We start from the raw sequence: 526 nt of genomic DNA on the forward strand, positions 1-526 counted from the left end.
GCCACGCGCCCCGTGGCGCTTCCCCCCGCCCATTTTGACTGGACGTTGTCTGCCGAGCGCTTTGCCCTGTATGAATCTCGCTGGGAGCAGGGAAAAACCTGCTATCAACAGTTAGCAGAATGGTCGTTAGCTCAGCACAACGCAGGATAGCCCGATGAACTTTACACCGCCGCTCAAACCGGCACGGTTGATTAAGCGTTACAAACGTTTCCTTGCTGATGTGGTTACGCCCGAAGGAGAAACCTTTACGCTGCACTGCGCCAACACCGGCGCGATGACCGGGTGCGCCACGCCGGGCGATACGGTGTGGTACTCCACCTCGGATCATCCCAAGCGGAAATACGCGCACAGTTGGGAACTGACGGAAACGGCGCAGGGTCACTGGATTGGTGTCAATACGCTGCGCGCCAATCATCTGGTGCATGAAGCGCTGCTGGCACAACGCATTCCTGAGTTGGCCGGTTACAGCCAAATCACCCCCGAAGTGAAGTACGGCACGGAGAACAGCCGCATTGACCTGCTGTTA

Annotated in this window: 1 protein-coding gene; it reads left to right on the top strand. The window is 57.8% G+C overall.

Annotated elements, in window-relative coordinates:
- Positions 1-154 precede the first annotated feature (154 nt).
- Positions 155-526: DNA/RNA nuclease SfsA (gene sfsA / locus J5224_RS35030; protein WP_264629390.1), on the top strand; the 372-nt coding region annotated here is incomplete at its 3' end.

This window comes from Candidatus Symbiopectobacterium sp. NZEC135 (assembly GCF_025962695.1).